The organism is Amycolatopsis sp. NPDC051371 (genome assembly GCF_040682155.1).
Lineage (GTDB): Bacteria > Actinomycetota > Actinomycetes > Mycobacteriales > Pseudonocardiaceae > Amycolatopsis.
This window is the reverse complement of record NZ_JBFBAG010000001.1, coordinates 355,901-379,913: the sequence shown is the minus strand read 5'-3', so window position 1 is coordinate 379,913 and position 24,013 is coordinate 355,901. Positions and strand designations below refer to the sequence as shown.

The window sequence follows — 24,013 nt, the reverse complement described above, 5'->3', positions numbered from 1 at the left end:
TCCTTCACTCGTCGGCGGTCACGGCGAGCCCGGCCAGCACGGCCCGGGCCAGCTCCGCCACGTGCGGCGGTTCGACCATGTCCCAGTGGTGGCCCGAAACCGGTGTCACCGTGAGCTCGCCGCGCGTGCGGGCGCGCCAGCTCTCCGGCCGCACCTCCGGGCGGCCCTTCACCGGGTGGGTGCCGGTGGAGGTGATGAGGTGGATGCCGGCGTCGACGACGGCGCGGCAGCGGTAGGCCTCGACGGCGTCCTTGCCGGCGAGGTAGACCCGCGCCATCTGCTCGACGACGGCGTTGCCCGCGACTTCCGAGACCATGCCGCGGTCACGCGCTTCGGCGAGCATCTCGTCCAGGGTGTCGGCTGCTCCGGGAGCGAGCTTGAGGACCGCTTCGCCGAACCACGCGAGGGGGTCGCTGGTGTCCACCTCCGGGAGCGGGTTGCCGTAGTCGTCGACGCCGAGGACGGTCGCGTCGATGACGCAGAGGTGCTCGACCGCGCGACCGGCCTTTTCCAGCTGTGCGGCCATTTCGAAGGCGACCGAGCCGCCCTGCGACCAGCCGGCGAGCCGGATCGGACGGTCGCCGACCACGGGCAGGAGGTCGGCGACGAACGCCGCGGCCAGCTCCTCGATGGTGTGCACCGGGTCCTCGCCGGGCGCGAACCCGGGTGCCTGCAGGCCGAACACCGGCAGCGCCGGGTCCAGCTCGGCCACCAGCTGCAGGTACGGGAACGGGCTCCCGGCCGTCGGCGGCAGCAGGAACAGCGGGGCGACGCCCGCGCGGCCCGGCGAGAGCGGTACCACCAGTCCCCCGCCGCTGTCCCCGGCCCGGATGTGGTCGGCCAGCGCCCGGATCGTCGGGGCGCGGAACACCTCGGCCAGGCCGACGGTCGCGCCCAGCTCGGCCTTGATCCGGTCGACCAGCACAACCGCCAGCAGGGAGTGCCCGCCGACGTCGAAGAAGCCGTCGGTGACGCCGACGCGGCGGCCGAGCAGGTCTTCCCACAGTTTCGCCAGAGCCATCTCCAGCTCGTCGCGCGGGAGCACCCCGGACGTCGGCGCCGGGGCGGCGTCCGGGACGGGCAGCGCGACGCGGTCGATCTTGCCGTTGGAAGTCAGAGGCAGCGTGTCCAAAGTGGTCAGGGTCGACGGGACCATGTACTCCGGGAGCCGCTCGGACAGGTGCGTCCGCAGCGCTTCGGCATCCACAGTGGACGGTGCGACGTATCCCGCGAGCGCGCCGTCGCGGACCACGGCGACCGCCTCGGTGACGCCGGGGCCGCCGACGAGCGCGGCTTCGATCTCGCCCAGCTCGATCCGGTAGCCGCGCACCTTGACCTGGTGGTCGGTGCGGCCGACGAACTCCAGCCGTCCGTCCGGCAGGTACCGGGCGAGGTCGCCGCTGCGGTAGAGCCGTCCCGGCCCGAACGGGTTCGGGACGTACTTCGCGGCGGTCAGGCCCGGGCTGCCCGCGAAGCCGCGCGCGAGGCCGGCACCGCCCGCGTACAGCTCGCCGGTGACGCCGGCCGGGACCGGCCGCAGATGCTCGTCCAGCAGGTAGACCTCGGTGTTCCAGATCGGCCGGCCCACGGAGATCGGCGTGGTGACGCACTCGGCGGCCGGCAGCACGTTGATCACGTTGGCCACCGACGTCTCGGTGTGGCCGTACTCGTTGGCCACGACGACGTCCGGTGCGTTCTCGCGCCAGAACTCCAGGGCTTCGGCGGTGAGCTGCTCGCCGCCGACGACCAGGTGCGCGGCCGCGTCGGCGGCTTCCGGCGCGAGGCAGCGGCGCAGCGGTTCGAGGTGGGCCGGGGTGAGCTTGACGAAGCTGAACTTCCGGCCGCTCGACAGCACGTCGGCGAGCCCGGCCACCGGGTGCTCGTCCTCCGGCACCAGCGTCACGGTCGTGCCGCACAACAGCGGCAGGAACAGCCCGGTGACGGTGAGGTCGAAGGCGAGCGACGAGTGGACCGGGGCGCCGTCACCCTCGTCGGCGCGGTAGGCCTGGCGGCACCAGTCCAGGTAGTGGAGCACGCCGCGGTGGCTGATCATCACGCCCTTGGGCCGGCCGGTCGAGCCGGAGGTGTAGATGACGTAGGCGAGGTTCTCCGGGTCGACGACCGGGTCCTGCCACGCCACCGGGTCGTCGGCGACCGGCTCGTCGGCGTAGAGCACGACGTCGCCGAGGTTCTCGCCGGCGTAGCGGCGGGTGGTGACGAGCACGCGGGCGCCGGCCTGGCGGAGCATGTACTCCTTGCGGTCCTGCGGGTACGCCGGGTCCAGGGGGATGTAGTGGCCGCCGGTCTTGAGGACGGCGAGCAGGACCGGCAGCAGCAGCGGGCCGCGTTCGCACAGCACCCCGACCGGGGTCTCGACGCCGACGCCGTGGGCTCGCAGCCGCTGGGCGAGCCGGGTCGCGCGGGCTTCCAGGTCGGCGTAGGTCAGCTCGGCGCCGCCGCAGCGGACGGCGATCGCGTCCGGGTCGGACGCGGCCTGCTCGGCGATCCGGCCGTGCAGCGTGCCGCGCAGGTAGGGCTCGGCGGTGGCGTTCCACGTCTCGAGGAGCAACGTCCGCTCGTCCGCGCCGAGGACGTCCACTTCGGACAGCCGGGCGCCGGGGCGGGCGGCGAGTTCGGTGAAGAGCCGGACGAAGTGCTCGCCCATGCGGTCCATCCGGGCCTGGTCGAAGAGCGCGGTCGCGTATTCGAGGACGCCTTCGACGGACCCGTCGGCCTGGCGGACGAAGGAGATCATCAGGTCGAACTTCGCCGTCGTCGACGGCAGGTCCACGCTCGACACCCGCAGGTCGCCCAGCGGGGACTCCCCGGACGACGAGTCGTAGACGGCGAACATCACCTGGACCACCGGAGTGTGCGCGAGGTCGCGTTCCGGGGCCAGCTCCTGGACCAGGCGCTCGAACGGCAGGTCTTCGTGGGCCTGGTCGGCCAGCCGGGCCGCGCGGACCCGATCGGCGAGGGTGGCGAAGTCCGGGTCACCGGACAGGTCGCCGCGGGCGACGACGGTGTTCACGAAGAACCCGACCATGTGTTCCAGCTCGGCCCGTCCGCGACCGGCGACCGGGGTACCGACGGCGATGTCCTCCCGCCCGGTGTGCCGGCCGAGCACGACGTACGCGGCGGCGAGCAGCGTCACGAACGGCGTCGCGCCGACGCTCTTTCCCTGATTCAGTACTGCTTCCGCCGCGGCTGCGGGGATGGTGAAGCGGGCCGACGCGCCGTGGGGGTCGCGCAGGGCCGGGCGCGGGCGGTCGGCCGGCAGCTCCAGGGTCTCCAGCCCGGCGAGCCGGTCCGTCCAGTACGCGAGGTCGGCGTCGTGGGCGTCCACCCGGGACTGTTCCCAGACGGCGAAGTCCGCATAGGACAGTTCGATCGGAGGCAGCTGCTCACCGGTGTAGAGCTTGCGCAGGTCCTCGAGGAGGATCGGCAGCGACCAGCCGTCGCAGGCGATGTGGTGGACGTTGAGCGCGAGCACGTGCCGCTCGGACGCCTCGTGGATCAGCATGGCCCGGAACACCGGGCCGGCCCCGAGGTCGAACGGCCGGCTGACGTACTCGGCGAGCACCGCGTCCAGGTCGCCGTCGACCACCGGCAGGTCGACCGGGGCCGGAGCCCCGATCACCTGACGCGGCTTGTTGTCCTCCGCGAGGTACGTCGTGCGCAGGATCTCGTGCCGCGCCACGAGGGCGTCGAGCGAGCGGCGCAGCGCGTCGACGTCGAGGGCGCCGTCCAGGCGGAGCAGGAGCGGCACCGCGTACTCGGCGCTGTCCGGGTCGAGGCGGTCGAGGAACCACAACCTCTGTTGCCCGGCCGAAAGCGGGAGCGGCGCGTCGCGGTCGGCGCGGCCGAACGCGCGGACCGGCGCGGTGGCCCGGCCGCGCAGGCGCTTCGCGAGCACCGCGGCCCGCAGCCGGGCGGCCCGATCGGCGTCGGCGGCGGGGCGGGTGTCGAACGTGGTCATGCGCTGGCCTCCTCGGTGAGGGAGTCGAGGAGCTCCTGCTCGGACATGCCGGCGAGCTCGGCCTCGATCTCGGTGTGGACCACGGCGGCGAGCGCGGCGACCGTGGTGGTCTGGAACAGCACGGGCAGGGGCAGGTCCACGCCGAAGGCGGCCTGCAGCCGCATGCGGACCTTGGCGGCGAGCACGGAATGCCCGCCGAGGGCGAAGAAGTCGTCGCCGAGCCCGACGCGGGGCACGCCCAGGACCTCGGCCCAGATGTCGGCGATCAGCTGCTCCTCGGGACTGTTCGGGGCGACGTAGTCCGCCGTCTCCTCGGCCGGTTCGGGCAGCGCGGCACGGTCGAGCTTGCCGCTGGCGTTGACCGGCAGCGCGTCGAGCACGACGAACGCGCTGGGCACCAGGTGCTCCGGCAGCCGCTGCCCGAGGAAGGCGCGCAGGTCCGCGGGGGTGACGTCGCCGACGGTGTAGGCGACCAGGCGTTTCTGCCCGACCGGGTCCGGTTTGGCCAACACCACTGCGGCCATGAGCGCCGGGCAGGCCCGCAGCGCGGACTCGACTTCGCCGAGTTCGATGCGGAAGCCGCGAATCTTGACCTGGTCGTCGGTCCTCCCCAGGAACTCCAGTTCGCCGGCGCGGGTGCGGCGGACGAGGTCACCGGTGCGGTACATCCGCCCGCCCGCCGGGTTCGCGACGAACCGGCTCGCGGTGAGTCCAGGCCGCCCGAGGTAACCGCGGGCGAGGCCCGGGCTCGCGACGTACAGCTCGCCCGCCACCCCCGATGGCACCGGCTGGAGCCGGTCGTCCAGGACGTACGCGCTCGTGTGCCGCAGTGCCGAGCCGATGGTCACCTGTTCGCCCGGCACCAGCGGTTCGCTCACCGTGGAGACGACCGTGGCTTCGGTCGGACCGTACATGTTGAGCATCCGGCGGCCGGGCGCCCACTTCGCGACCAGGTCGGGCGGGCAGACGTCGCCGCCGACCACGACCGTGCGGAAGTCCGGCAGGTCCGGGTCCTCGACCGTGGCCAGGGCCGCGGGCGGGATCAGCGCGTGCGTCACCCGTCCTTCGGCGAGGACATCCCGCAGCTGGTCACCCAAGAGCGGTCCCGGCGGGGTGACGACCAGTGCGGCGCCGGTCATCAGGGACGCGCACAGCTCCAGGATCGACGCGTCGAAGCTCGGCGACACGTACTGCAGCACGCGGTCGCCCGGGCCGACCTGGTAGGCGGCGATGGTGTTGGCCACCAGCGTGCCAAGGCCGGCGTGGCTGACGACCACGCCCTTCGGCCGTCCGGTCGAGCCGGACGTGTAGATGACGTAGGCCGCGTTCTCCGGCCGGACCTCGACGTTCAGCGGACCATCGTCCATTGTGGACGCTGGCAGGTCCCGCAGCGTGAGCACCGGGTTCGCGTCGTCGAGCATGTACTGGATGCGCTCCGCCGGGTAGCCCGGGTCGATCGGGAGGAACGCCGCCCCGGTCTTGACCACCGCCAGCTGCGCGACGACCAGGCCGGCCGAGCGCGGCAGCAGCAGCGCGACGACCTTCTCCGGGCCGGCGCCCCGGCTCCGCAGGTACCGGGCCAGGCGGTTGGCCGCCGAGTCCAGCTCGGCGTAGGTGAGCGAGTACGGTCCGGCCACGACGGCCGGGGCGTCCGGGTTCCGCCGCACCTGGGCCTCGATGAGCCCGGCGAAGGTGCCGCCCGGTGCGTCGTCGTCCGTCGGCGCGATCTCGGCCGCGTTCAGCATCGTGACGCGGTCCACCGGACGCCCCGGGTCGGCGGCGAACCCGGCCAGGAGCCGGACGTACCGCTCGGCGAACCCGGCGATCGTGTCTTCGTCGAACAGCGCGACCGGGTATTCGAGGACGCCGTCGACCGCGCCGGAGGGCTGCTCACGCAGCACCATCGCGAGGTCGAACTTGGCCGCGCCGGTCTCGACGCTCAGGGGTTCGCAGTCCAGCTCACCGAGTTCCCAGCCACCCTCGGACACCGTCTGCAGCGCGAACATCAGCTGCACCAAGGGGTTCCGGCTCGGGTCGCGGTCGGGCCGCAGCTCGGCGACGACCCGGTCGAACGGGACTTCCTGGTGGCTGAAGGAGTTCAGCGCCGTCTCCCGGACCCGTCCGAGCAGCTCGGTGAAGCCCGGCGAGCCGGTCAGGTCGGCGCGCAGGGCGAGGGTGTTGACGAACTGGCCGATCAGCCGCTCGGTGTCCGGGTGGTCCCGGCCGGCGACCGGGCTGCCGACGGCGAACTCCCGCAGTCCGGTGTGCCGGGACACGAGCACCTGGAACCCGGCCAGCAGGGTCATGAACAGGCTGGCCCGGGCCTCCGCGCCCAGCTCGGCGAGCCGGTTCGCCAGTTCGGCCGGGACGCTGAACTCGTACCGCGCGCCGCGGGGGTCGCGTACCGCGGGCCGAGGCCGGTCCGCGGGCAGCTGCACGACCGGCGGCACGCCGGCGAGCTGCGTCCGCCAGAACTCGACGTCGGCCTCGCTGGGCTGGGACCAGGTCGCGACGTCGGCGTACTGCACCGGCAGCGGCGGCAGTTCGACACCCGCGTAGAGGTCGCGCAGCTCCTCGGCGAGGAGGCCTTCGGACCAGCCGTCGAGGACGATGTGGTGGGCCGACAGCACGAGCACGTGGTCGTCCTCGGCCAGGCGGCCGAGCGCGGCGGCGAACACCGGGCCGGTGGCGAGGTCGATCGGCCGCGCTTCCAGGAACGGCGTGATCGCGTCGATGTCGGTGACGGGCAGCGGGACCGGCCCGGCCGGGTCGACGACCTGCCTGGGTTCGCCGTCGATCTCCACGAACCGGGTCCGCAGGATCTCGTGCCGCTCCACCAGTTTCGTGAGGGCGGCGGCGAGAGCGTCGATGTCCAGCGAGCCGCGCAGGCGGACCGCGTTGGGCACCAGGTATTCCGCGCTGGACGGCGCCATCCGGTCGGCCAGCCACATGCCGACCTGGACGCCGGCGAGCGGCGCGGGACCGTCGGGCCGCTTCGGGATGGCCTCGAACTCGCGGCGGGTGGCGCGGGAGACGGCGTCGGCGAGTTCCGCGACCGTGGGCGAGTCGAAGATGAGGCGGATCGGGATGTCCGCCGAGAGCCGCTTCCGCAGCTCGGCGACCACCCGGACACCCAGCAGGGAGTGCCCGCCCAGGTCGAAGAAGTTGTCGTCCGCGCCGACGCGCTCGACTCCGAGCACGCTACCCAGCACCTCGGCCACCAGCTCCGCGACCGGGCCTTCGGGGGCCCGGTACTCGGCGCCGGCCGCGGCCGGTGCGGGCAGCGCCTTCCGATCGATCTTGCCGCTGGTCGTCGTCGGGAACTCCGGCAGCACACTCAGCGCCGTCGGCACGAGGTAGACGGGCAGCCGCTCGCGCAGCTGTTCGCGGACCTCGGACTCGGTGAGCGCGACGCCGGCCTGCGGGGTGACGTAGCCGGCGAGACGCTTGTCGCCCGGCGTCGGCTGCCACACCGTGACGGCGGCTTCGCGCACGCCGGGCAGCTCCAGGAGCACCTGCTCGACCTCACCGGGTTCGACGCGGATGCCGCGGATCTTGACCTGCGAGTCCTGCCGGCCGAGGAAGGTCAGCGCGCCGTCGGGGGTGCGCAGGCCGCGGTCGCCGGTGCGGTAGAGCCGCTCGCCGGGGTCGAACGGGCTGGGCAGGAACGCCGCCGCCGTCTTGCCCGGGTCGCCGAGGTAGCCCCGCGCGAGACCGACACCGCCGATGAACAGGTCACCGGGGACGCCGACCGGGACCGGCCGCAGGTGCTCGTCGAGAACGTGGATCCGGTTGTTCGCGATCGGCGAGCCGACGCTCACCGAGCCGGCGCCGTCGAGGTCGGCGCGGACGCATTCGCGCATGGTCGAGTCGATCGACACCTCGGTGGCGCCCCACTGATTGTGCAGGGTCGCTTGGGTGCCGAGCCGGTCGAAGAACAGCTTCAGCAGTTCCGGCTGCAGCGCCTCGCCGCTGGTGATGACGTTGCGCACCGTCTTGAGCGCGGCCCGGTCGGCCGGGGTGAGCTGCTCGAGGAACAGGGTCAGCATGCTCGGCACGAACTGCAGGTTGACCACCTTGTGTCGGAGCGCCCCTTCGAGGATCGCGGCCGGGTCGCGGTGCAGGCCCGGTGGGATGAGCGCGACGCGCCCGCCGACGATGAGCGGCCACAGGCATTCGACGGCCGCGTCGTCGAAGACCAGGGTCGTCTTCTGCAGGAGGCCTTCGCCCGGTTGGAGCCGGTAGGTGTCCTGGTGCCAGCGCAGCCGGTTGACCCAGCCGCGATGGGTGCTCGCGACGCCCTTCGGCTTCCCGGTGGAGCCGGAGGTGTAGTAGATCGAGACGAGGTTGTCCGGGTGGGTGGTGTCCGGCAGCTTCGGTGCTTCACCGTCCAATGCGGACACTTCGAGGAAGGTCACCTCTTTGCTCTCGGGGACTTCTGCGCCTTCGTTGACGAGGCAGACCGGCGAGTGCGCGTCACCGAGGATACCCAGGACCCGGGGTTCCGGCGCGTCGGTTTCGATCGGGACGAACGCGCCGCCGGCCTTGAGGATGGCGACCAGGCCGACGATCAGGTCGATCGAGCGGTCCATCCGGAGGCCGACCGGGACGTCCGGGCCGACGCCGTGTCCGGCCAGCCGCGCGGCGAGGACGCCGGCCCGGCGTTCCAGTTCGGCGTAGTCGATGTGGTCGTCGAGGTACTCGACGGCGATCGCGTGCGGGGTTTTCGCTGCTTGTCCGGCGATGAGGTGGTGCAGGCAGACGTCCTCGTCGTAGGCGACCTTCGTGTCGTTGACGCCGTGCACGAGGTGGTCGCGCTCGGTCGCGCTGAGCAGGTCCAGCTCGCCGACGGGGGTTTCGGGTGCGTCGGCGATCCTTTCGAGCAGCGTCGTGAAGTGGCCGGCCAGCCGCTCGATCGTGGTGCTGTCGAAGAGCGCGGTCGGGTACTCGAAGATGCCGGTCAGGGCGCCGTCGGCGTCCTGGGCGAGGGCGAGTTCGAGGTCGAACTTGCTGACCCGCGTGTCGACGGCGAGCTTGTCGACGGCCAGGCCCGGCAGCGCCCAGCCTGCCTCTTCGTTGTTCTGCAAGGCGAACACGATCTGCACCAGCGGGGTGCGGGTGAGGTCGCGCTGCGGGCGCAGGAGCTCGACGATCCGGTCGAACGGGACGTCGTCGTGGTCGAACGCCGCGAGGGTGCTGGTGCGGACCCTGCGCAGGAGGTCCGTGAACGCGGGGTCGCCGGTCAGGTCGGCGCGCAGCGGCACGGTGTTGACGAAGTGGCCGATGAGCGGCTCGGTCTGCGGGTGGCCGCGGCCGGACACCGGGGTGCCGATCGCGAAGTCCCGCATGGCGGTGTAGCGGCCGATCAGGACTTCGAAGGCGGCCAGCACGGTCATGAACAGGCTCGCGCCGTGCCCGGCACCGAGGGTGGCCAGCTTGGTCACCACGTTCGCCGGGACGTGCACCGCGGTCTTGGCGCCGGCGATGTCCCTGGTCAGGGGCCGCGGCCGGTCGGCGGGCAACTCGGCGACGTGCGGCATGCCGTCGAGAGCCTGCTGCCAGAAGGCGAGCCCGGCTTGGTCATCGGCCGTGGCCTGCCAGGCGGCGACGTCGCCGAACTGCACCGGAAGGGTCGCGGGCTTCACCCCGGAGTAGTGGTCGCGAAGCTCGGCGGCGAGCACGCCCATGGACCACCCGTCCGCGACGATGTGGTGCAGGAGCAGGACGAGGACGTGGTCGGTGGCGGAGATCCGGCCGAGTGCGGCGCGGAAGACGGGGCCGTGTTCGAGATCGAGCGGGGTGTCGACCTGAGAGCGGAGGAACGCCTCGACGTCGGTTACCGGCGTGACCGGCAGGGGCACCGGCCGCACCGGGTCGACCACCTGGATCGGCTCACCATCGGTTTCGACGAACCGGCTGCGCAGCACCTCGTGCCGCGCCACGACCGCCGACAGCGCGCCGCCCAGGGCCTTCACGTCGAGGTTGCCGCCGATGCGCAACGCCAGCGGTACGAGGTACTCCGCCGAGCCCGGTGCGAGTCGTTCGGCGAACCACAGGCCCCGCTGCACCGGCGAAAGCGGCGTCCGGACCCCGTTCTCGCGCACCGGGATCGGCTCGAAGTCCACTGTGGACGCCGAGGGCACCAGCCGCGCCAAAGAAGCGATCGTCGGGGCCTCGAACAGCGCCCGCACCCCCAGCCGCACCCCGAACTCGGTGCGCATCCGGCCCGTCACCTTGGCCGCCAGCAGTGAGTGGCCGCCGAGGGCGAAGAAGTTGTCCTCCACTCCCGGCTCAGGGATACCGAGGACATCGGCCCAGATCGCGGCGAGAGCAGTCTCCACCGGGTTCCGTGGCGCGACGTGCCCGGCGACGACCCGTTGCGGCGCGGGCAAAGCAGCACGATCCAGCTTGCCGTTGGCGGTCAGCGGAAGGTCCGCCAAGGGCATGATGACCGACGGCACCAGGTACTCCGGCAGCCGCGCGGCGGCGAAGTCGGTGAGCACCGCGGGGTCGGCGGTGCCCACGACGTAGGCCACCAGCAGCCCGTCCCGAACCACGACGGCCGCCTGCGTGACCCCGTCGTGCGCGGCCAGCACGGCCTGCACCTCGCCGGGCTCGACGCGGAAGCCGCGGATCTTGACCTGGTCGTCGGCCCGGCCGGCGTACTCGAGAACACCGAGAGCGTTCCACCGGGCGAGGTCACCGGTGCGGTACATCCGCTCCTCCGCCGCGAACGGCGAAGCGACGAACCGCTCGGCCGTCGCCCCAGGCTGACCGAGGTAGCCGTGCGCGGTGCCGACCCCCGCCAGGTACAGCTCACCGACGACCCCGGCGGGCACCGGCCGCAGCCGCGCGTCGAGGACGTACGCGTGCTTGCCGGTGACCGGCCGCCCGATCGGGACCGGTCCGTCGACCGCCGTGACCGCGTGGAACGTGCTGAAGCCCATGGTCTCGGCCGGGCCGTAGCCGTTGATCACCGCAACGTGTGGGTACGAACGCAGCACCTTCACCAGGTGCGCGGGCGAGGCCGCCTCGCCGCCGGTCATCGCGCGGCGGACCGTCGTGAACACCGCCGGGTGCTCGTCGACCAGGAAGTTGAACAAGCTGGCCGAGACGTCCAGGACCGTGACGTCGTGCGCCAGGACGAGGTCCTCGATCAGCGCCGGCTCGGGACGCTGGCCGGGCTGCAGCACGACCGTGCCGCCGGCCAGCAGCGGGCCGAGCAGCTGCGTGCCGAACGCGTCCCACGACACCGGCGCGCACTGCAGCCAGACGTCGTCCGGGCCGAACCCGGCGTAGTCCTGGCCGGTCAGCGTGCCCACGACCGCGCGGTGCGGAGCCGCCACCGCCTTCGGGACACCGGTGGAACCGGAGGTGAACATGACCACGGCGAGGTCGTCCGGGCTGCCGGGCAGACCGAGGACACCGCCGTCGCGGACGGCGATCGCGGCCGCGTCGGCAACCACATCAATCCGCTTCCACGGCAGGTAACGACCATCGGTGAGGACGACCGCCGCCGACGTCCGCCGCAGCGCTCCGACCAGCCGTTCAGCCGGGAAGTCCGTGTCCAGCACGGTGTAGGCGGCCCCGGCCTTGAGCACGGCGAGCAGCGCGACGGCCAGCCGCGGCGAGCGTCCGATGTGGACACCGACCAGGTCGCCTCGGCGGACGCCCTCGGCGATCAGGTGCCGGGCGAGCCGGTTGGCCTCGACGTCGAGCTGCCCGTAGGTGAGACGCTGCTCTTCGAAGACGAGCGCCGTCGCGTCCGGCGCCCACTGCGCCTGCCGCTCGACCAACTCGTGCAACCGCATCGCGGGCGCGGTGACCTCGGTGGTGCCCTGGGCCAGCAGTTCGGCCCGTTCGCCGGGGGCGAGCAGGTCCAGGTCCGCGAGCGGGACGTCCGGAGTCAGCACGGCCGCGGTGAGGAGCCGCGCGAACCGCTCGGCGATCGAGGACGCCGTGGCCGCGTCGAACAGGTCGGCGGCGTACTCCAGCTGCCCGCTCAGCCCGGCCGGAGCGCCGTCGGCGGTGTGGTTCTCCTCGATGCCCGCGGTCAGGTCGAACTTCGCGACGTCACGGCGGACCGTGACACCTTCGGTGGCCAGACCCGGCAGGCTCAGCTGCGCGGTGGCGTTGTTCTGCAGCACCAGCATCACCTGGAACAGCGGGTGCCGCGCGGCCGAACGCGCCGGGTTCAGCTCCTCGACAACCCGCTCGAACGGGACGTCGGCGTGCGCCAGCGCGGCCAGCCCGGCGTCGCGGACACGCTCGAGGAGCTGCCGGAACGTCGGCTGCCCGGAGACGTCGGTGCGCAGGACCAGCGTGTTGACGAAGAACCCGGCGAGGTCGTCGAGCGCGGTGTCGCCGCGGCCGGCGACGGCGGTGCCCAGCGGGACGTCGTCGCCCGCGCCGAGCCGCGACAGCAGAGCCGCGAACCCGGCCTGCAGCGCCATGAACAGCGTCGCACCACCGGAGCGGGCCAGCTCGGTGAGGGCCGCGTGGACGTCCGCGCCGAGCGCGAACTCCACCGAACCGCCGCGGTGCGTCGCGACGGCCGGGCGGACCCGGTCGGCGGGCAGCGCCAGTTCCTCGGGTGCGCCGGCGAGCGTGTCGCGCCAGAACGCGAGCTGGCCGGCGATCTCCGGCTCGTCGAGGACTTCGCGCTGCCAGAGCGTGTAGTCCGCGTACTGCACCGGCAACGGCTTCCACTCCGGCGCGTGTCCGTCGAGACGGGCCGCGTACGCGGAGGCCAGGTCGCGCCACAGCGGCGCGGCCGACCAGCCGTCGGACGCGATGTGGTGCAGCACCAGCAGCAGCACGTGGTCGTCGGCGGCGACCTCGACCAGGTGCGCCCGGATCGGCAGCTCGCTGCGCAGGTCGAAGACGTGCGCGGCGGCCTCCGCGAGAACGTCCGGCAGCGAGTCCTCAGTGGACTCGACGAACGCCCACGGGACCTCCCGAGTGGTCAAGATCTCCTGCCACGGCTCACCTTCGTGGGACGGGAACACCGTACGCAGCGACTCGTGCCGCTCGACAACATCCGCCAGCGCCGTTCGCAGCGCGGCCACGTCAAGGGAACCACGCAGGCGCAGCGCACGCGGAACGTCGTACCCGGCGTTGGCTTCCTCGGCCTGGTCGACGAACCACAGCCGCTGCTGCGCGAACGACAGCGGCAGCCGCTCGGGCCGCTCACGACGGGTCACCGGCGGCCGCGCCGGGGCGGCGTCGCCGAGCACCTCGGCGAGCCCGGCGACGGCCGGGGTGCGGAACAGGTCGCGGATGCCCAGCTCCACGCCGAGCACGGCGCGGACGCGGCCGATCAGCCGGGCGGCCAGCAGCGAATGCCCGCCCAATTCGAAGAAACCGTCATCGAGACCCACCTCGGGCAGGCCGAGCACCTCGGCAAACAGTCCACAGAGGACGTTCTCGGTGACGGTTCGCGGCCGGCGGCGCGAGCCCGCCGCGAAGTCCGGCGCGGGCAGCGCGCGGCGGTCCAGCTTGCCGTTCGCCGTCCGGGGCAACTCGTCCAGGGGCACGATGGCCGACGGCACCAGGTAGTCCGGCAGCCGGTCGGCCAGGTACGCCCGCAGCGCGGCCGGTTCGGCAGCGCCGACGACGTACCCGATCAGGCGGCCGTCGCGGACGACGACCGCGGCCTGCTCGACACCGTCGTGACGAGCCAGCACCGCGCGCACCTCGCCGGGTTCGACGCGGAAGCCGCGGACCTTGACCTGGTCGTCGGCGCGGCCGACGTACTCGAGGACGCCCTCGGCGTTCCAGCGGACCAGGTCACCGGTGCGGTACATCCGCTCCCCCGCCACGAACGGCGAAGCGACGAACCGCTCGGCGGTGGCGCCGGGCTGGGCGCGGTAGCCGTCGGCGAGGCCGTGGCCCGCGAGGTACAGCTCACCCGTGACGCCGGGCGCGGCCAGGGCGAGATGCGCGTCGAGGACGTAGGCGCGCTTGCTCGCCACCGGCCGGCCGATCGGGATGGCGACACCGCCGAGGTCGGCCGAGGTGATCGGGTGGAACGTCGTGTAGCCCATGCTCTCGGCCGGGCCGTAGCCGTTGATCAGCCGGACGTCCGGGTACTCGCGCAGCGCCTTCGTCACGTGCTCGACGGACGCCGGCTCGCCGCCGGTCATCGCACGGCGCAGCACGGTGAAGACCTGCGGCTCCTGGTCCAGGAGATAGTTGAACAGGCTCGCCGAGGCGTGCAGCACGGTGACGCTGTGCTCGACGACCAGCGCGGCGATGCGGTCCGGCTCGGGGTTCTGGCCGGGCTGCAGGACCGTGCGGCCGCCGTAGAGCAGCGCGCCGAACAACTGGAGCGCGAAGCCGTCCCACGACACCGGCGCGCACTGGAGCCACACCTGGTCGGCGTCGAAGGTCGCGTAGGCCTGCCCCATCGTCGCGACGACCCCGCGGTGCGAGGTGGCGACGCCCTTGGGCACGCCGGTGGAGCCCGAGGTGAACATGACGCAGGCCAGGTCGGCCGGGGTCAGCTCGACGCCGGGGTTCGTGCGGTCCGGGTGGCCGGGCAGAGCCGTGAGGACCCGCTGGACGCCGGCCTGCTCGGCGACCGCGGCCAGGCGCTCGGCCGGGTAGCTCGGGTCCAGCAGGGTGTACGCGGCGCCGGACTTGAGCACCCCGAGCACCGCGGCCACGAAGTCGAAGCCGCGGTCCAGCAGGACACCGACCACCTCGCCGCGGCGGACACCGTCGTCCAGGAGATGATGGGCGACCTGGTTGGCGCGGGCGTTCAGCTCGCCGTAAGTCAGCGTCTCGCCTTCGAACAGGATCGCGACGGCGCCGGGGTCCTGCCGCTCGACGATGGTGTGCAGGCAGTCCTCGGGCGCGGCGCTCACCTCGACGGCGTTGCCCGAGGTCAGCACGAGTTCGCGTTCCGCGGTCGTGAGCACGTCGAACGCCGCGACCGACGTTGTGGGCGCGTCGGCGATCTGCTCCAGCAACCAGACGAACGCGTCCGCCAGCCGCGAGGCGGTGGCGGCGTCGAACAACGCTGTCGCGTACTCGAAGGCACCGGTGATGCCCCCGGCGTTGGCGTGTTCCTCCAGGGCCGCGGTGAGGTCGAACTTGGCGACCGCGCGGGCCACTTCGTACGGCTCTGTGTCCACTCCGGACAGTGAGACGGGCGGGGTGTCCTGCTGCAGCACCAGCATCACCTGGAACAGCGGGTGCCGGGAAGCCGAGCGGGCCGGGTTCAGCTCCTCGACCAAGCGCTCGAACGGAACGTCGTCGTGCTCGAACGCGCTCAGGTCGGCTTCGCGGACGCGCTCGACCAGCTCGGCGAAAGTCGGAGTGCCGCTGAGGTCCGTGCGCAGCACGACGGTGTTGACGAAGAACCCGACGAGGTCGTCGAGGGCCGGGTCGGGACGACCGGCGACCGGGGTGCCGATCGGGATGTCGTCCCCGGCGCCGAACCGCGCGAGCAGGGTGGCGAGGGCGGCCTGCAGGACCATGAACAGGGTGGCGCGGTGCCCGGCTGCCAGCTCCAGGAGCCGGGCGTGCAGCTCGGCCGGGATCTCGACGGCCGCCGACCCGCCGGCGTGGTCCGCGGTGGCGGGCCGGACGCGGTCGTAGGGCAGCGCCAGCTCGTCCGGCAGCCCGGCGAGCGCGTTCACCCAGTAGGCGATGTCGGTGTCGAGTTCCCGTTGCCAGAGCGTGTAGTCCGCGTACTGCACCGGCAGTGGGGTCCATTTCGGACGCTCACCCTGGACACGGGCGGCGTACGCGTCGGCGAGGTCGCCGAGCAGCACCGGGATCGACCAGCCGTCGCCGGCGATGTGGTGGGTCAACACCAGCAGGACGTGCTCGTCGCCTTCGCTGAACAGCCACGACCGCACGGGCGGCGCGGCGGCCAGGTCGAACGGCGTCCGCGCGGCGTCGGCGACCGAGCCGGTCGTGACTTCGAACGGGACCTCGAAGGAATCCAGAACCACCTGGTGCGGGCCGGACTCGTCCTCGGCGTAGTACGTGCGCAGGGCTTCGTGCCGACCGGCCACATCGGACAGTGCGGCCTGGAGGGCGGAGGCATCGACGTCGCCGCGCAGCCGCAACGCGATAGGCATGTGGTACGAGATGTCCTCGCTGTCCATTCGGGACAGAAACCACAACCGCTCCTGTCCCGGCGCCAGCGGAAGCCGGTCCGGGCGCTCGCGGCGCGTGACGGCCGGCCGCGCCGCGACGGCGTCATCGAGGCTTTCGCTCAGCCCGGCGACGGTCGGGTTCGCGAACAGCGCCCGCACGGTGACGTCGAGGCCCAGCACCGCGCGGATCCGCCCGGCGAGCCGGGTGGCCAGCAATGAGTGGCCGCCCAGGTCGAAGAAGCCGTCGTCGACGCCGACCTCGGGCACGCCGAGGACCTCGGCGAACAGCTCGCACAGCGCGTGCTCGCGGGCGGTGCGCGGGAGCCGGCCGGCGCCGCTTTCGAGCGCCGGCGCGGGCAGGACCTTGCGGTCGAGCTTGCCGTTCGGGGTCCGGGGCAGCTCGTCGAGCAGCACGAACGCCGAGGGCACCATGTACCCGGGAAGCGCGGCGGCCAGGTGCCGGCGCAGGTCCTCGACCTCGACATTCTCGTGAGCCACGACGTAGGCGACCAGGCGCTTGTCGCCGGGCCGGTCCTCGCGGACGACGACCGCGCGCAGCGCGACCGCCGGGTGCGTGGCCAGCACGGCCTCGATCTCGCCCAGCTCGATGCGGAAGCCGCGGATCTTGACCTGGTGGTCGACGCGGCCCAGGAACCGGATCTCCCCGTCGCGCCGGCGCGCGACCAGGTCGCCGGTGCGGTACATCCGCTCCCCCGCCGCGAACGGCGAAGCGACGAACCGGTCCGCGGTGAGGTCGGGACGGCCGAGGTAGCCGCGCACGACGCCGTCGCCGGCGATGTACAGCTCGCCCGGCACGCCCGCCGGCACCGGCCGCAGCGCGCGGTCCAGCACATGGACCTGCGTGTTCGCGATCGGCGTGCCGATGGTCGGCGCGCCGTCGCCGACGCGGGCGGTGGTGGACCAGATGGTCGTCTCGGTCGGGCCGTACATGTTGGTCACCGACGCCGCCCGCGCCCGCAGCGCGACGGCCAGGTCGTCGGGCAGGGCTTCGCCGCCGACCAGGACGTGCACGCCGGAGAGGTCGACGGGCTCGGCCAGCAGCGCGTGGAAGAGGCTCGGCGTGGCCTGCAGGAACGTGACGCCGTCCTCGGCGAGCGCGGCCAGGGCGCGGGTGTCGCGGACGTCGTCGCGGCTCGCGAGGACGACGGTCGCGCCGGCCAGCAGCGGCGCGAAGATCTCCAGGCCCGCGATGTCGAAGCCGACGGTCGTGACGGCCAGCAGCCGGTCGGCCGGGGTGATGCCGAACCGCTCGACCATGTCGAGGAGGAAGTTCAGCAGCGGCCGGCGCGGGACGACGACGCCCTTGGGGCGGCCGGTCGACCCGGACGTGAAGATCACGTAGGCCGGGCTGTCCGGCGACGCGGTGTGCGGCAGGTTCTCGGGACTTCCGTCGAAGATGAGTTCTTCGCGGGTGAGCACCAGGGCCGGGTCAGCGTCCTCCAGCATCATGGCGATGCGGTCGGCCGGGTAGTCCAGGTCGAGCGCGAGGTAGCCGGCGCCGGTCTTGAGCACGGCGACCATGGCGATGATCAGCTGCTCGTCGCGCGGCAGGGCGAGGGCGACGTACCGCTCCGGCCCAGCGCCGCGCCTGGCCAGTCGGTGGGCGAGCCGGTTGGCCTGGGTATTCAGCTCCGCGTACGTCAACGTCGTGGTGCCGAACTCCAGTGCGGGCGCGTCCGGGGTGGCCGCGGCCTGGGCTTCGAACAGCTCGATGACCGAGGTGTTCGGCAGCGACCGGGCCGTCTCTTCGTTGGATACGTCGATCGCCGTCCGCTCCACGTCCGATAGGAGGTCCACTGTGGACAACGCGACGGCGGGGGTCGCGACGGCGGCGGTGAGCAGCCGGACGAACCGGGCGGCCAGGTCGGCCGCGGTGCTCGGGTCGACCAGGTCGGTCGCGTACTCCAGGTAGCCACCGATCCCCGCCGGCGTGCCGTCGGCGCCGGTGGTCTCCTCCAGGTTGAGGGTCAGGTCGAACTTCGCCGTCGCGGTCGTCACCGGCACGTCGGCCGCGGTCAGGCCGGGCAGGGCCAGGTTGGCCGCGACGTTGTTCTGCAGTGCGAGCATCACCTGGAACAGCGGGTGCCGCGCGGTCGAGCGCGCCGGGTTGAGCCGCTCGACGACCCGCTCGAACGGCACGTCGGCGTGGTCGAACGCCTTGAGCGAGCTCTCCCGGACGCGGCGCACGAGGTCGGTGAAGCTCGGGTCGCCGCTGAGGTCGGTGCGCAGCACCAGCGTCGTGACGAAGAACCCGACGAGGTCGTCGAGCGCGGCGTCCGGCCGGCCCGCCGACGGGGTGCCGACAGCGACGTCTTCCCCGGCGCCGAGCCGGGACAGCAGCGCCGCGAACCCGGCCTGCAGCACCATGAACAGCGTCGCGTGCTCGCCGCGAGCGAGGTGCAGCAACCGCGTGTGCAGGTCCGCGTCGAGGGTGACGGGGACGGTCGCGCCGCGGTGGCTCGCGACGGGCGGACGCGGGTGGTCGAAGGGCAGGGAGATCTCGTCGGGTAGTCCCGCGAGGGCGTCGGCCCAGTAGTCGAGGGAGTCGTCGGTCAGGTCCTGTTGCCACAGCGCGTAGTCCGCGTACTGGACCGGCAGCGGTGTCCACTTCGGAGCGTCGCCCGCCGCGCGAGCGGTGTAGGCGGCCGACAGGTCGCGCAGGAGCGGGCCGAAGGACCAGCCGTCACCGGCGATGTGGTGGGTGACGATCACCAGGACGTGGTCGTCGCCGTCGGGGATCAGCGCGGCGCGGATCGGGAGGTCGGCGGTCAGGTCGAACTCACGGGCGGCGAACTCGGTGACGTCGACCGCGGCTTCGGTCCACGGTAGCTCGGTGAGCGGGCGGATCTCCTGGCGGGGCACGCCGTCGGTGTCCGGGAAGACGGTCCGCAAGGCCTCGTGGCGATCGACGACGTCGGCGAACGCCTGGCGCAGCGCGGCGACGTCGAGGGCGCCGGTCAGCCGCAGGGCGCGCGGGACGTTGTAGGTGGCGCCGGCCTGGTCGAACTGCTCGACGAACCACAGGCTGCGCTGCGCCGACGAGAGCGGCAGGACGTCGGGACGCGGGCGGGCCACGACGGCCGGGCGGGCGGCGCGGGCGGTGTCCAGCACCGCGGCCAGCCCGGCGACGGTCGGCGCGCGGAAGACGTCCGCGACGCCGATCCGGACCCCGAGCACCGCGCCGACGCGGGCGACGAGCCGGGCGGCGAGCAGCGAATGCCCGCCGAGGGCGAAGAACCCGTCGTCGACACCGACCGACTCGACGCCGAGGACGTCGGCGAAGAGTCCACAGAGGACTTCTTCACGCGGGGTGCGCGGCGCGCGGCTGGTGCTCGTGCGCTCGGGGGCGGGCAGGGCGCGGCGGTCGAGCTTGCCGTTGGGGGTCAGCGGCAGCGCGTCCAGCAGGACGAACGCCGACGGCACGAGGTGTTCCGGCAGCCGCTCGGCGAGGTAGGCGCGGAAGTCGGCCGGCTCGCCCACGACGTAGGCGACCAGCAGTTTCTGGCCGGGCCGGTCTTCGCGGACGACGACTGCGGATTCGGTGACGGCCGGGTGCGTGCCCAGCGCCGTCCGGATCTCGCCGGGCTCGACGCGGAACCCGCGGATCTTGACCTGGTCGTCGGCGCGGCCGACGTACTCGAGGACGCCGTCGGCGCGCCGGCGCACCAGGTCGCCGGTGCGGTACATCCGCTCCCCCGGCTCGAAGGGCGAAGCGACGAACCGGACCGCGGTGAGGTCGGGACGGCCGACGTACCCGTCCGCGATACCGCCGCCCGCGGCGTACAGCTCGCCGACGACGCCGGGCGCGACCGGCCGCAGCCGCCCGTCCAGGACGTACGCGCGCTTGCCGTTCAGCGGGGTGCCGATCGGGATGGGCGCGCCGGTCAGGTCAGCCGCCGTGATGCGGCGGCTGCTGACGAAGATCATGTTCTCGACCGGCCCGTAGGCGTTGGTGAACGCCACGTCCGGGTGGGTCTCCAGGGCCTTGGTCAGGTGGGTGACCGACGCGACTTCGCCGCCGGTGTAGACGTGGCTGACCTGCTCGAACACGGCCGGGTACTCGTCGAGGAGGAAGTTCAGCAGGCTGGCCGAGGCGAACATCGTCGTGACGCGGTGGCGTTCGACCAGGTCCGCGATGAGCGCGGGCTCAGGCTTGGGGCCGGGCTGCAGGACGCAGGCCGCGCCGGTCAGCAGCGCGCCGAACAGCTCGAACGCGAAGGCGTCCCAGGACACGGGCGCGGTCTGCAGCCAGACGGCACCGGTGTAGCCCTGGCCGAGGATCGTCGTCGCGACGGCTTCGTGAGACGCGACGACACCCTTCGGCGTGCCGGTGGAGCCCGAGGTGAACATGACGCACGCCGGTCCAGCCGGGTTCACTGCACGCTGCGGTGCCTTGGTGGCCGGCTCCACCGCGGACAGATCGTCGAGCACGACCGGCGCGTCGACCTGCTCGGCCAGCAGCTGCCGTCGCTCGGCGGGGAACGACGGGTCCAGCAGCGTGTAGCCGCAGCCGGCCTTGAGCACGCCGAGAATGGCGGCGACGAGGTCGGGGCCGCGGTCGAGGCAGATCCCGACGATCCGCCCGGCCGGGACGCCGGCCAGGAGCGCGGCGACGCCGTTCGCGCGGGCGTCCAGCTCGGCGTAGGTGACGGTCTCGTCCTCGAACAACAGCGCGGCACGGTCCGGGGTACGGCGGGCGTGGCTCCCGACCAGCTCGTGCAGGGTGACAGCCGGCGAGGCCGGGGCGAGCATGCCCCCCGTCTCGGCCTGGGTCCGCTCGGCCGCGTCGAGAAGGTCGAGGTCGCCGATGCGGCTGTCCGGGTTCGCGGCGACGGCGGTGAGGACGCGCAGGAGGCGGCCGGCCAGCGTGACGGCGGTGTCGCGGTCGAACAGGTCGCTCGCGTACTCCAGCAGGCCGGTCAGCTCGCCGTCGCGTTCCTCGAAGATCGCGGCCAGGTCGAACTTCGCGTAGCCGATGTCGACGCGCTCGCCGGTTGCGCGGACGCCCGGCAGGTCGAGTTCGGCGGCGAGGTTGTTCTGCAGGACGAGCAGGACCTGGAACAGCGGGTGGCGGCCGAGCGAGCGGGCCGGGTTCAGCTCCTCGACGACGCGCTCGAACGGGACCTCGGAGTGCTCGAACGCGGCCAGGCAGGTCTCACGGGCGCGGTCGAGGAGTTCGCGGAACGTCGGGTCGCCGCCGGTGGCCGTGCGCAGGACGACGGTGTTGACGAAGAACCCGACGAGGTCGTCGAGGGCCGCGTCGGTCCGGCCGGCGACGGGCGAGCCGACCGGGACGTCGCCACCGGCGCCGAGGCGGGTGAGCAGCGCGGCGAACGCGGCCTGCAGGACCATGAACAGCGTCGCGCCTTCCGCCGCGGCCAGTCCGGCCAGGCGGCGGTGGACGTCGGCGGGCACGTCCATCGGGACGACCCCGCCGCGGTGGCTCGCGACCGCCGGACGTGGGCGGTCGGCGGGCAGCGGCAGTTCTTCCGGGAGCCCGGCCAGGGCGTCACGCCAGTACGCGAGATCACGCTCGACGGGGAGTTCCTGTTGCCACAGCGTGTAGTCCGCGTACTGCACCGGCAGTGGCGTCCACTTCGGACTTTCGCCGGTGACGCGGGCGGTGTAGGCGGTCGACAGGTCACGCAGGAGCGGCGCGAAGGACCAGCCGTCGCTCGCGATGTGGTGCACGACGAGCAGCAGCACGGCGGTGTCGCCGGGCAGGGTGAAGAGCGTGGCGCGGATCGGCAGTTCCCGGGCGAGGTCGAAGCCCTCCTCGGTGGCCGCGGTCAGATCGGCGGCTAGAGAGTCCTCAGTAGACTCTTTCTCGGTCCATGAGACCTTTCCGGACGGCAGGATGTGCTGCACCGGCTCGTCGCCGTCGCGGGTGAAGATCGTGCGGAGGGTTTCGTGTCGGGCGACGACGTCTTCGACGGCCCGCCGCAGCGCTTCGGCGTCGATCGGGCCGTCGAGGCGGACGGCCTGCGGCACGTGGTAGCCGGCGTTCCGGGTGTCGGCCTGGTCGAGGAACCACAGCCGGCGCTGGGCGAACGACAGCGGCATCGGCTCGGGGCGAGGACGCGGGGTCAGCGGCGGGCGCGCTTCCGGCGCGTCTTCGAGGAGTTCGGCCAGGCCGGCCGGGGTCGGCGCGCGGAAGACGTCGCCGATGGCCGCTTCGACACCGAGCGTCGCGCGGATGCGGGAGACGAGCTTGGCCGCGAGGAGGGAGTGGCCGCCGAGGGCGAGGAAGCCGTCGTCGATGCCGACGCCATCGACGCCGAGGATCTCGGAAAACAGTTCGCAGAGTGCGGCTTCGCGCGGGGTACGCGGGGCGCGGCCGGTGCGGGCCGCGGACCAGTCCGGCGCGGGCAGGGCCTTGCGGTCGAGCTTGCCACTCGGGGTCAGCGGCAGCGTCTCCAGGACCACGAAGGCGGCCGGCACCATGTACTCCGGCAGGTTCTCCGCGAGGGCCGCGCGCAGGGCGTCGACGTCGGGCGCGGCACCGTCCGGGACGACGTAGCCGACCAGGCGCTGATCGCCCACGCGGTCCTCACGCGCCAGCACGCACGAGCCGCCGACACCGGGCTGCCGGTCGAGGACGGCCTCGATCTCGCCCAGCTCGACGCGCAGGCCGCGGATTTTCACCTGGTGGTCGGTGCGGCCGAGGTACTCCAGTGCGCCGTCTTCTGACCAGCGCGCGAGGTCGCCGGTGCGGTACATCCGCTCCCCCGGCTCGAACGGGCTGGCCACGAACCGCTCGGCCGTCAGGCCTGGCCGGCCGTGGTAGCCGCGGGCCAGCTGGATCCCGGCGAGGTACAGCTCACCGGCGACACCCGGCGCGGCCGGGTTCAGCTCGGCGTCCAGGACGTAAGTGCGGGTGTTCCACACCGGACGTCCGATGGGGACTGTCCTTTGTGCTGGGTCACACGCCCAGTACGTCACGTCGACGGATGCTTCGGTCGGGCCGTAGAGGTTGTGCAGTTCGACATCGGGGAGCGTCTCGAAGAACCGGGCCTGCAGCTCGTCGGCCAGTGCTTCACCGCTGCACAGCACGCGGCGCAGGCCGGTGCAGGTCGCGGCGGCCGGGTCGAGCAGGAACGCCTGCAGCATCGACGGGACGAAGTGGACGGTAGTGATCCGCTCGGTGCGGATCAGCCCGGCCAGGTAGGCGGGGTCGCGGTGGCCGCCGGGGCGCGCGACGACGAGCGTGGCGCCGGTCAGCAGCGGCCAGAAGAACTCCCAGACGGAGACGTCGAAACTGGACGGCGTCTTCTGGAGAACACGGTCCTCGACGGTGAGGCCGTACTCGGCTTGGGTCCAGGCGAGCCGGTTGACGATGCCTTCGTGCGGCACCAGCACGCCCTTGGGGCGGCCGGTGGAGCCGGAGGTGTAGATGGCGTACGCAAGATCCTTTGTGGACGTCAGCGCCTCGACTGCCGGGGCGTCCGTCAGGTCGAGCTCGTCGAGGCAGATCGTCTCGGCGGCGAAGAGGTTTCTGTGGTGGGTCTGGGTGAGGACGACCGGTGCGGCGCTGTCGGCGACCATGTAGGCCAGCCGGTCGGCCGGGTAGTCCGGGTCGAGCGGGACGTAGGCGCCACCGGCCTTGAGCACCCCCAGCAGGGCGATCACCAGCTCAAGGGATCGGTCGGCGCAGACGCCGGTGAGGACACCGGGGCCCACGCCCCGCTCGACCAGGAGGTGCGCGAGCCCGTCGGCTCGTCCGTGGAGCTCGCGGTAGGTCAGGGACTCGCCTTCGAACACCAGCGCCGTCGCGTCCGGGGTGCGGGTCGCCTGCTCGGCGAGCAGCCGGGCGAGCGTGCGGCCCGCTTCCGGGACGTCGGTGGTGGTGTCGTTCCAGGCCGCCAGCAGCTGCCGGGTGTCGTCGTTCACGTAGATCAGCTCC

The 24,013-nt window shown here is 72.8% G+C and carries 2 protein-coding genes; both read right to left on the bottom strand.

The window, feature by feature from the left end:
* Positions 1–4: 4 nt before the first annotated feature.
* Positions 5–3,979, bottom strand: coding sequence for an amino acid adenylation domain-containing protein (locus tag AB0M59_RS01485; protein WP_364606719.1), 3,975 nt, complete (start codon positions 3,977–3,979; stop codon positions 5–7).
* Entirely contained in the window at positions 3,976–24,009 is a 20,034-nt protein-coding gene (locus AB0M59_RS01480; protein WP_364607104.1) for a non-ribosomal peptide synthase/polyketide synthase, read from the bottom strand. The genes AB0M59_RS01485 and AB0M59_RS01480 overlap by 4 nt, the downstream gene beginning before the upstream one ends.
* Positions 24,010–24,013: the final 4 nt, after the last annotated feature.

Coding starts and splice junctions, on each gene's coding strand:
- AB0M59_RS01485 (WP_364606719.1), bottom strand. CDS start 3,979: ATGACCACGTTCGACACCCGCCCCGCCGCCGACGCCGATCGGGCCGCC.